This window comes from Micromonospora sp. DT178 (assembly GCF_049841695.1).
GTDB lineage: Bacteria > Actinomycetota > Actinomycetes > Mycobacteriales > Micromonosporaceae > Micromonospora.
In genome coordinates this window covers 169,409-181,245 of the sequence record NZ_JBNCKV010000012.1, presented here as the reverse complement: position 1 = coordinate 181,245, position 11,837 = coordinate 169,409, and the positions used below count along the sequence as shown (strand labels likewise).

Genomic DNA, 11,837 nt, shown 5'->3' with positions numbered 1-11,837 from the left:
GTACGGAGCTCATGATGTCTACGTCCGCAGACAAGGTCGTCGAGGCGCTGCGCGCCTCGCTCAAGGAGACGGGCCGCCTCCGCCAGCTCAACCAGCAGCTGACCGCTGCCGCCCGGGAGCCCATCGCGATCGTCGCGATGTCCTGCCGCTACCCGGGCGGCGTCGCCAGCCCCGAGCAGCTCTGGGACCTGGTGGCCTCCGGCGGCGACGCCATCGGCGGCTTCCCGACCGACCGGGGCTGGGACCTGGACAACCTGTACGACCCGGACGCCGACCGGGCCGGGCACTCCACCACCCGCGAGGGCGGCTTCCTCTACGACGCGGCCGACTTCGACGCCGAGTTCTTCGGCATCTCGCCGCGCGAGGCCGTGGCGATGGACCCGCAGCAGCGACTGCTGCTGGAGACGTCGTGGGAGGCGTTCGAGCAGGCCCGGATCGCACCCGCCTCCATGCGCGGGCAGAAGGTGGGCGTCTTCGTCGGTACCGCCGCCAACGGCTACGGCGTGGGCCCGCAGACCGAGGTCGAGGGCACCGACGAGGGCTACCTGCTGACCGGCACGGCCACCAGCATCGTCTCGGGGCGGATCGCGTACGCCCTCGGCCTGGAGGGCCCCGCCGTCACGGTCGACACCGCCTGCTCGTCGTCGCTGGTCGCCCTGCACCTGGCCTGCCAGGCGCTGCGGCAGGGCGACTTCGACCTGGCCCTGGCCGGCGGCGTCTGCGTGATGGCCACCCCCGCCCCGTTCGTGGGCTTCTCCCGGCAGCGGGGGCTCGCCCCCGACGGCCGGTGCAAGTCGTTCGCCGCGGCCGCCGACGGCACCGGCTGGTCCGAGGGCGTCGGCATCCTGCTGGTGGAGCGGCTGTCGGACGCCCAGCGCAAGGGGCACCCCGTCCTCGCCGTGATCGCCGGCAGCGCCGTCAACCAGGACGGCGCGTCCAACGGCCTCACCGCGCCCAACGGGCCGGCCCAGCAGCGGGTGATCCGCCAGGCCCTCGCCAACGCCCGGCTGACCACGGCCGACGTGGACGCCGTCGAGGCGCACGGCACCGGCACCGTCCTCGGCGACCCGATCGAGGCACAGGCGCTGCTGGCCACGTACGGGCGGGACCGGCCCGCCGACCGGCCGCTGCTGCTCGGCTCGATCAAGTCGAACATCGGTCACAGCCAGTCCGCCGCGGGCGTGGCCGGCGTGATCAAGATGGTGATGGCGATGCGGCACGGCCTCGTCCCGTCCACCCTGCACGTGGACGAGCCGACGCCGAAGGTGGACTGGTCGGCCGGCGAGGTGTCGCTGGTGACCGAGGCCCGGCCGTGGCCGGTGACCGACCGTCCCCGGCGGGCGGCGGTGTCGTCGTTCGGCATCTCCGGCACCAACGCGCACACCATCCTGGAGGAGCCGCCCGCCCCCGACGCCGACGCCGCGACCCCCGCCGACGCCGGCCCGGCCCCCGCCCTGCCGGCGGTGCCCGTGCTGCTGTCCGCCCGGTCGGAGGCCGCGCTGACCGCGCAGGCGGGCCGCTGGGCCCGGTGGCTGGACGCCGACGAGACCCTCCGCACGGTCGACGTCGGCTGGTCGTCGGTGGTGTCGCGGTCCGCGCTGGAGCATCGCGCGGTCCTCACCGCCACCGACCGCGAGGACCTGCTGGCCGGCCTGCGCGCCCTCGCCGCCGGGCAGCCGTCCGGCGCGGTGGTCGCCGGGCAGGCCGCCGACCGGGGCCCGCTCGCGGTGCTCTTCTCCGGCCAGGGCGCGCAGCGCGCCGGCATGGGTCGGGAGTTGTACGCCGGCTTCCCGGTGTTCGCCGCCGCGTTGGACGAGGTGTGCGGGCGGCTCGACCCGCTGCTGCCGCGTCCGCTGCGGGAGGTGCTGTTCGCTGCCGAGGGTTCCGCCGAGGCGGGGCTGTTGGATCAGACGGTGTTCACCCAGGCGGGGCTGTTCGCCGTCGAGGTGGCGCTGTTCCGCCTGGTGCAGTCGTTCGGCGTGGTCCCGGACTTCGTGGGCGGGCACTCCATCGGTGAGGTCGCCGCCGCGCACGTGGCGGGGGTGCTGTCGCTGGCCGACGCGTGTGCGCTCGTCGCGGCGCGGGGGCGGCTGATGCAGGCGCTGCCCTCGGGCGGCGGGATGCTGGCCGTCGCGGCCGCCGAGGCCGACGTCCTCGTCACGCTGGACGCCCTGGCCGACGTGGGGATCGCGGCCGTCAACGGGCCGACCTCGGTCGTGGTCTCCGGTGCCGTGGACGCCCTCGACGAGGTGGAGCGGATCTGGCGCGACCGGGGCGTCCGCACGCGCCGGCTCACCGTCAGCCACGCGTTCCACAGCCCGCTGATGGAGCCGATGCTCGACGAGTTCCGGGCCGTCCTGGCTGGGCTGACCTTCGCCGCGCCGACGCTGCCGGTCGTGTCGAACGTGACCGGCGCGCTGGCCGACGCCGAGGAGATCCGCACGCCCGACTACTGGGTGCGCCACGTTCGGCAGGCCGTCCGGTACGCCGACGGAATCACCGCGCTGCGGGCGGCGGGTGCCGACGCGTTCCTGGAGATCGGCCCGCGCAGCGTGCTGACCGCCATGACCCGCGACGCGCTGAGCCAGCAGGAACCGGCCGACGACGACACCCCCGTGATCGCGGTGCCCGTCCTGCGCGCCGACCGTCCCGAGGCTCGGGCCCTGCTCGCCGCCCTCTCCGAGCTGCACGTCAACGGGGTGCCCGTCGACTGGCCGGCCCTCTACTCCGGCGCGGGAGCGACCCCGGTCGCCCTGCCCACGTACGCGTTCCAGCGGCAGCGCTACTGGCCCGAGCAGATGCCGGCGTCGGTCACCGGCCCGGTCAGCCCGGACGTGGTGGACGTCGAGTTCTGGTCGGCGGTGGAGCGCTCCGACGTGGCGGCGCTGGCGGCGCAGTTCGGCGACGACGGGGCGGACGTCCTGGCCCCGGCCCTGCCGGTCCTGTCGTCTTGGCGCAAGGCCCGGCTGCGGGACGCGGTCGTCGACGGCTGGTCGTACCGGGTGGTGTGGAAGCGGACCGCCGCCCCCGCGCCGGTCACCCCGTCCGGCCGCTGGCTGCTGGTGGAGCCGGCCGGCGACGAGCCCGCGACGGAATGGGCCGAGGCGCTCGCGGGGGCGCTGACCGCCGCCGGCGGCGAGGTGTCCCGGCTGGCGGTGGACCCGACGGCGGAGCGCGAGCACGTGACGACGCGGGTGGCCGAGGCCGTGGGGGACGACCGGTTCTCCGGGATCGTCTCCCTGCTGGGCCTGCTGGACCGGCCGCACCCCGGCCAGCCGGCGGTGCCGCTCGGCACGGCGGCCACGATGGCGCTGGTGCAGGCCCTGCACGCGGCCGACGTCGCGGCGCCACTGTGGATGGTGACCCGGGGCGCGGTCGGCACCGGGGACACGGACCCGGTCCGCAGCGTCGCCCAGGGCGGCCTGTGGGGCCTGGCCCGGGTCGCCGGGCTGGAACACCCGCAGCTCTGGGGCGGCCTGGTCGACCTGCCGGACGGGCCCGACCGGAACGACTGGGACCGCCTGGTGGGCGTCCTGACCGCCGGCGGTCACGAGGACCAGGTCGCCGTACGGCCCTCGGGCGTGTTCGTGCGCCGCCTGGTGCGCGCCACGCCGGCGGCCGTGGGCGCCGTCGAGCGCTGGCAGCCGTCGGGCACGGTGCTGATCACCGGTGGCACCGGGGCGCTCGGCGCCCACGTGGCCCGCTGGGTGGCGGCCAACGGCGCGGCGCACGTCGTGCTGACCAGCCGCCGGGGCGAGCGCGCCCCGGGGGCGGCCGAGCTGCGCGACGAACTGACCGGTCTCGGCGCCCGGGTGACCCTGGTCGCCGCCGACATGGCCGACCGCGCCCGGGTCGAGGCGCTGCTGCGCGACGTCGACGCCGACGAGGCGCCGCTCACGGCGGTGGTGCACGCCGCCGGGGTGGGCCAGCTGAACATGCTGGCCGACACCGACCTGGCCGGGCTGGCCGGGGTGCTGGACGGCAAGATCGCCGGTGCGGTGCACCTGGACGAGCTGCTGGGCGACCGGCCGCTCGACGCGTTCGTGCTCTTCTCCTCCATCGCCGGCATCTGGGGCAGCGGCGGACAGGCCGCGTACGCCGCCGGCAACGCCTTCCTCGACGCCCTCGCCGAGCGGCGCCGAGCCCGCGGCCTGGCCGCCACCGCCGTGGCCTGGGGACCCTGGGCCGACGGCGGCATGGCCAGCGGCGAAGGCCAGGAACTGCTGGCCCGGCGCGGCCTCAGCCCGATGTCGCCGGCCCAGGCCGTGTACGCGCTGCGCAGCGCGGTGGGCCGTGCCGTGCCGTCGGTGACCGTGGCGGACGTCGACTGGTCCCTGTTCACCCCGGCGTTCGCCGCCGCCCGCGCCCGCCCCCTGCTCGACGACATCGCCGAGGCCCGCGACGCCCTGCGGGTGGTCGACGCCGAACCGGAGGACGCCGCCGGCGGCGGGCTGCGGCAGCACCTGCTGACGCTGCCCCGCGCCGAGCAGGACCGCTACCTGACCGACCTCGTACGCACGCACACCGCCGCCGTGCTCGGCCACTCCGGCACCGAGCTGGTCAAGGCGAACCGGGCGTTCAAGGAACTGGGCTTCGACTCGCTGACCGCCGTCGAGCTGCGCAACCGGCTCGGCGCCGCCACCGGGCTCACCCTGCCCACCACCCTGGTCTTCGACTACCCGAACCCGGCCGCCCTCGCCGACCACCTGTCGGCGACGCTGCGCCTGCACGAGGTCGACACCGTCACCACCTGGGGCCCCGCCGGGCCGGTGGACGACGACCCGATCGTCATCGTCGGCATGAGCTGCCGGTACCCGGGCGGCGTCGCCAACCCGGACGACCTGTGGGACCTGGTCGCCACCGGACGCGACGGGATCAGCGGTTTCCCCGAGGACCGACACTGGGACATGGGCCGGCTGCTGGCCGTCGACGCCGACGGGCAACCCGTGTCGCACACCCGCGAGGGCGGCTTCGTCGATGGCGCCACCACCTTCGACCCGGGCTTCTTCGGCATCTCGCCGCGCGAGGCGGTCGCCATGGACCCGCAGCAGCGCCTGCTGCTGGAGGCGTCCTGGGAGGCCATGGAGCAGGCCGGGATCGACCCGGACGAGCTGCGCGGCAGCCGTACCGGCGTCTTCGTCGGCGCCTCCCCGTCGGGCTACGGCACCACCGACACCCCGGCCGAGCTGGCCGGCTACCAGCTCACCGGCGGCGCCCACAGCGTCATCTCCGGCCGGGTGTCGTACACCTTCGGCCTGGAGGGCCCGGCGGTGACGGTCGACACCGCCTGCTCGTCGTCCCTGGTGGCGGTGCACCTCGCCGCCCAGGCGCTGCGCGGCGGCGAGTGCGACATGGCGCTGGCCGGCGGCGTCACCGTCATGGTGACCCCGGGCGCCTTCGTCGAGTTCTCCCGCCAGGGCGGCCTCGCCCCGGACGGACGCTGCAAGTCCTTCGCCGCCGACGCCGACGGCACCGGCTGGTCGGAGGGGGTCGGCGTGCTGCTGGTCCAGCGGCTCTCCGACGCCCGGCGGCAGGGCCGCCAGGTGCTCGCCGTGATCGCCGGCAGCGCCGTGAACCAGGACGGCGCGTCCAACGGCCTCACCGCGCCCAACGGCCCCGCCCAGCAGCGGGTGATCCGGCAGGCCCTCGCCAACGCCCGCCTCACCACGGCCGACGTGGACGCCGTCGAGGCGCACGGCACGGGAACGACGCTGGGCGACCCCATCGAGGCGCAGGCCCTGCTGGCGACCTACGGCCAGGGCCGCCCCGCCGACCGGCCGCTGCTGCTCGGCTCGATCAAGTCGAACATCGGCCACAGCCAGGCCGCCGCCGGTGTCGCCGGAATGATCAAGATGGTGCAGGCGATGCGGCACGGCCTGCTCCCGCGGACCCTGCACCTCGACGAGCCGACCCCCCACGTGGACTGGACCGCCGGCGCGGTGTCCCTGCTGGCCGAGGCGCGTGCATGGCCGGCGGTGGACCGGCCGCGCCGGGCCGCCGTGTCGTCGTTCGGCATCAGCGGTACGAACGTCCACCTGATCCTGGAGCAGCCGCCCGCCCCGACCGGCGGGGACGAGCCGGACGGCGGCGACGAGCCGTCCCGGACGCCGTCGGCGGTGCCGGTGCTGCTGTCGGCCCGCGACGCGGCCGGGCTGTCGGCGCAGGCCGACCGCTGGGCGGCGTGGCTGAGCGGGCACGAGGCCCCGCGCCCGCTGGACGTGGCCTGGTCGTCGGTGGCGTCGCGGTCGGTGCTGGAGCACCGGGCGGTCGTGTCCGGTACGAGCCGCGACGAGCTGCTGGCGGGCCTCGAAGCCGTGTCAACGGGCGAGCCCTCGATCGGCGTGGTCACCGGCCCGGGCGGGCAGCGCGGCCAGCTCGCGTTGCTGTTCTCGGGTCAGGGTGCGCAGCGCGCCGGGATGGGTCGGGAGCTGTACGGCGAGTTCCCGGTGTTCGCCGCCGCGTTGGACGAGGTGTGCGCGCACCTGGATGCGTTGCTGCCGCGTCCGTTGCGGGAGGTGCTGTTCGCGTCGGCGGGTTCGGCCGAGGCGGAGTTGTTGGATCAGACCGTCTTCACGCAGGCGGGCCTGTTCGCGGTCGAGGTGGCGCTGTTCCGGCTGGTGGAGTCGTTCGGGATCGTGCCCGACCTGCTGGCCGGTCACTCGATCGGTGAGGTCACGGCCGCGCATGTCGCGGGCGTGTTGTCGCTGGCGGACGCGTGTCAGCTCGTGGCGGCGCGGGGTCGGTTGATGCAGGCGCTGCCCGCAGGTGGCGGGATGCTGGCGGTGGCGGCCGACGAGGCGGCGGTGGCGGAGTCCATCGCTGGCCTGGGCGACCGGGTCGGCATCGCCGCCGTCAACGGGCCCACCGCCGTGGTGGTCTCCGGCGCTGTCGAGGCCCTCGACGAGGTGGAGCGGCTCTGGCGGGACCGGGGTGCGCGCACGCGCCGGCTGACGGTGAGTCACGCGTTCCACAGTCCGTTGATGGAGCCGATGCTCGACGAGTTCCGCGCGGTCCTGGACGGGTTGACCTTCGCCGCGCCGTTGCTGCCGATCGTGTCGAACCTGACCGGAGCCCTGGCCGGCGACGAGATCCGCACGGCCGGGTACTGGGTGCGGCACGTGCGCGAGGCCGTGCGCTTCGCCGACGGGATCACCGCGCTGCGGGCCGCTGGGGTGGACACGTTCCTGGAGGTCGGCCCGCAGAGCGTGTTGACCGCGATGGCGGCCGACGTGCTGCCCGGGGACGACGGCGTGCTGGCCGTCGCCGCGCAGCGCCGGGACCGGCCGGAGGCGCACGCGCTGCTGCACGCCCTGGCGGAGCTGCACGTGCACGGCGTTGCCGTGACCTGGCAGCCGTGGTTCGCCGACAGCGGCGCGCGGCGGGTCGACCTGCCCACGTACGCCTTCCACCGCGAGCGGTACTGGCTGCCGCCGGTCGGCCAGTCGGCCGACGTCTCGGGAGCGGGCCTCGGCGTGGCGCGGCACCCGCTGCTCGGCGCGGCGGTGTCGGTCGCCGGCGAGGACATGGTGGTGCTGACCGGCCGGCTGTCGGTGTCGACCCATCCGTGGCTGGCCGACCACGTCGTGTCCGGCGCCGTGATCGTGCCCGGCACCGCCCTGGTCGACCTCGTCGTCCGGGCGGGCGACGAGGTCGGTGCCTCCCGTGTCCGTGAGCTGACCGTGCTCGCCCCGCTGGTGCTGCCCGCCAGCGGCGGCGGCGTACGGGTGCAGGTCCGGGTCGGTCCCGTCGACGGGACCGGCGCCCGGTCGGTGACCGTGCACTCCCAGCCCGAGGACGACCCGGAGTCGGGCTGGACCCGGCACGCCGACGGCCTCGTCGGCACCCCCACCGCCGACGAGCCCACGCTGGGCGCGTGGCCGCCGCCCGGCGCGTCCGAGGTGGACGTGACCGGGTGGTACCCGACGGTGGCCGAGCACGGGCTCTCCTACGGCCCGGTCTTCCAGGGCCTGCGGCGGGCGTGGACCGCCGAGGGCGAGGTGTTCGCCGAGGTCGCCCTCCCCGACGAGGTGATCGGGGACCCGGCGGGCTTCGGGGTGCACCCGGCACTGCTGGACGCCGCCCTGCACCCGGTCGGGCTGCTGCCCGCCGACGAGGCCGGCGGCGGGGCCCGGGTGCCGTTCGCGTTCGAAGGGGCGCAGGTCCACGCGGTCGGGGCACGGACGCTCCGGGTCCGCCTCACCGCCTCCGGCAGCTCGGTGCGGCTGGTCGCCGTCGACGAGACGGGTGCGCCGGTGGTGTCGGTGGACTCGCTGACGCTGCGCGAGCTGACCGGCATGGCGGCGCCCTCCGACGAGGCGCACCGCTCCCTGTTCGAGGTGTCCTGGCAGCCCGAGCAGCTCACCGCACCCGACGGCGCGTACGGCTGGGTCGTGGTCGGTGACCGCCCGCTCGACGGCGCGCCGCAGCTTCCGGCGTACGCCGAGGTCGCGGCGGTGGCCACGGCGGTGACGGACGGAACGGCCCACGCTCCCGCGGCGCTGCTGCTGCCCGTTGCTCCGGCGGCGGCCGGGGCGGACGTGCCCGAGGCGGCGCGGTCGGTGACGGCGGACGTCCTCGGCGCGGTGCAGGCGTGGCTGGCCGCCGATTCCCTGGCGGACTCGCGGCTGGTCGTGGTGACCCGTGGCGCGGTGGCCACCGGCACGACCGACCGCGTCACCGACCTGGCGGGGGCGGTGGTCTGGGGCCTGCTGCGCTCGGCCCAGTCGGAACACCCCGGCCGGATCGTGCTGGCCGACCTCGAACCCGGCGTCGACCTGGACCCCGACCTGCTGGCCCTGCTCGCCGCAGCCGCCGACGACCCGGGTGTCGGCGGGCAGCTCGCGGTGCGGGCGGGCACGGCGTACCTGCCGCGGCTGGTCCGCGCCACCGGCGACACGCGCACCCCGACGACCCTCGGCCGGGGGACCGTCCTGGTCACCGGTGGCACCGGATCGCTCGGCGCCCTGGTGTCCGAACACCTCGTCACCGCGTACGGCGTGCGTTCGCTGGTGCTGGCGTCCCGCCAGGGCCCGGCGGCCCCCGGCGCCGACCAGTTGGTGGAGCGGCTGACCGCGCTGGGCGCGGCCGTCCGGGTGGTCGCCACGGACGTGACCGACCGCGCCCGGGTCGGCGAGCTGGTCCGGTCGATCACCGACGAGGATCGCCTGGCCGGGGTGGTCCACACGGCCGGCGTCCTGGACGACGGCGTGGTCAGCGGGATCACCGCCGAGCGGCTGGCGGACGTGCTGGCCCCGAAGGTCACGGCGGGCTGGTGGCTGCACGAGGCGACCGCCGAGCTGGACCTCGACCTGTTCGTGCTCTTCTCCTCGGTCGCCGGGGTGCTCGGCTCTCCCGGTCAGGCCGCCTACGCGGCCGGCAACGCATTCCTGGACGCCCTCGCCGTGCTGCGGGCGCAGCGAGGGCTGCCCGCCGTGAGCCTCGCGTGGGGCATGTGGGACACGGACGGCATGGCCGCGTCGATCAACGACGCCGACCGGGCCCGGGTGACCCGGGCCGGTCTGGTCCCGATGACGGCCCCGGTCGGGCTCGGGCTGTGGGACGCCGCCCTGGCCCACGGCGGCGCGGCGCTGGTGCCGGCCGTGGTCGACCTGCCCGCCATGCGGGCGCAGACCGCTGCGGGCCGGGTGCCGGTGATGCTGCGGGCCCTGGTGGGGCCGGCCACGAAGCGTCGCCGCTCCGGCTCCGGAGCCTGGGTCGACCGGCTGGCCGGGCTCGACCCGCAGGAGGCGCGGACGCAGGTGGCCCTGCTCGTCCGCGGCATGGTCGCGCAGGTCCTCGGTCACGGCGGCGCCGACCAGGTGCCGGCGGACCGGGCGTTCCGGGAACTGGGCTTCGACTCGCTGACCGCTGTCGAGCTGCGCAACCGGATCAACAGCGCGACCGGGCTGCGGCTCACGTCGACGCTCGTCTTCGACTACCCGACCCCCGGCGCCCTGTCGGAGCACCTGTACGAGCAGCTCTCCGGCCAGGTCGCCGACCAGCAGCACGCCGTGCGGGCGACCACCGTCGACGAGCCGATCGCCATCGTGGGCATGGCCTGCCGCTACCCGGGCGGCGTGACGAACCCGCAGCAACTGTGGGACCTGGTCGCCGCCGGGGCCGACGGCATCGGCGAGTTCCCCACCGACCGGGGCTGGGAACTCGACCGGATCTTCCATCCCGACCCGGACAACCCCGGCACGTCGTACACCCGGCACGGTGGCTTCCTGTACGGGGCCGCCGAGTTCGACCCGGACTTCTTCGGCATCTCGCCGCGCGAGGCCCTCGCCATGGACCCGCAGCAGCGGCTGCTGCTGGAGACCTCGTGGGAGACGTTCGAGTCCGCCGGTCTCGACCCGCAGCGGCTGCGCGGCAGCCGGACCGGCGTCTTCGCCGGCCTGATGTACCACGACTACGCCTCGGGTGTGCAGGATCTGCCCGAGGGCGTGGGCGGTTACCTCGGCACCGGCACCTCGGGCAGCGTGCTGTCCGGTCGGGTGGCGTACACGTTCGGCCTGGAGGGGCCGGCGGTCACCGTGGACACGGCGTGCTCGTCGTCGCTGGTGGCGCTGCACCTGGCGGTGCAGGCGTTGCGCAGCGGCGAGTGCGACCTGGCGTTGGCCGGTGGTGTGACGGTGATGGCGACGCCGGGGACGTTCATCGAGTTCTCGCGGCAGCGTGGTCTGTCGGCCGACGGCCGGTGCAAGTCGTTCGCCGCCTCCGCCGACGGGACGGGCTGGTCCGAGGGCGTCGGCGTGCTGCTGGTGCAGCGCCTCTCCGACGCCCAGCGCGATGGCCGGCGGATCCTGGCGGTGGTACGCGGCTCGGCGATCAACCAGGACGGCGCGTCGAACGGGTTGACGGCGCCGAACGGTCCGTCGCAGCAGCGGGTGATCCGGCAGGCGCTGGCGAACGCGCGGCTCACCACGGCCGACGTGGACGCCGTCGAGGCGCACGGCACCGGCACGACGCTCGGCGACCCGATCGAGGCGCAGGCCCTGCTGGCGACGTACGGGCAGGACCGCCCGGAGGACCGGCCGCTGTGGCTGGGGTCGATCAAGTCGAACATCGGGCACACCCAGGCCGCCGCGGGGGTGGCCGGCATCATCAAGATGATCATGGCGATGCGGCACGGGCTGCTGCCGTCGACGCTGCACGTCGACGAGCCGTCCCCGCACATCGAGTGGAGCGCCGGGTCGGTCTCCCTGCTCACCGAGGCGCGCGACTGGCCCGCGGCGGGCCGGCCCCGCCGCGCGGCAATCTCGTCGTTCGGAGTCAGCGGCACCAACGCGCACGTGATCATCGAGCAGCCGCCCGCCGAGGCGGAGCCGACCCGGGGCGAGGGCGCCCCGACGTCCGGCGGGCTGCCGGCCCCGGTGCTGCTGTCGGCCCGGTCCGAGGCCGCCGTCGCGGCGCAGGCGGACCGCTGGGCCCGCTGGCTCGCCGGAGACGAGGAGCTGCGCCCCGTCGACGTCGCCTGGTCGTCGACGGTCAGCCGGGCCGTGCTGGAGCACCGCGCGGTGGTCACCGCGACGGACCGGGACGAACTGCTGGCCGGGCTGCGTGCCCTCGCCGCCGGCGAGTCGGCCGCCACCGTGGTCACCGGCACCGGCACGACGCGTACGCGGCTGGCCGTGCTCTTCTCCGGCCAGGGTGCGCAGCGCGCCGGCATGGGCCGGGAGCTGTCCGCCCTGTTCCCGGTCTTCGCGACCGCCCTGGACGAGGTGTGCGCGCAGCTCGACCCGCTGCTGCCGCGCCCGCTGCGGGAGGTGCTGTTCGCCGAGGCGGGCTCCGCCGAGGCGGAGCTGCTGGATCAGACCGTGTTCACGCAGGCCGGG

At 75.9% G+C, this 11,837-nt stretch carries 1 protein-coding gene (cut by a window edge); it reads left to right on the top strand.

Features of this window, described 5'->3' with window-relative positions:
• Positions 1-14: 14 nt before the first annotated feature.
• On the top strand, positions 15-11,837 hold the 5' portion of the coding sequence (locus ACLQ22_RS22275) for a type I polyketide synthase (protein WP_425694017.1). It continues 17,961 nt past the right edge of the window; the window shows 11,823 of its 29,784 coding nt (coding positions 1-11,823); the start codon lies at positions 15-17; its stop codon lies beyond the right edge, outside the window.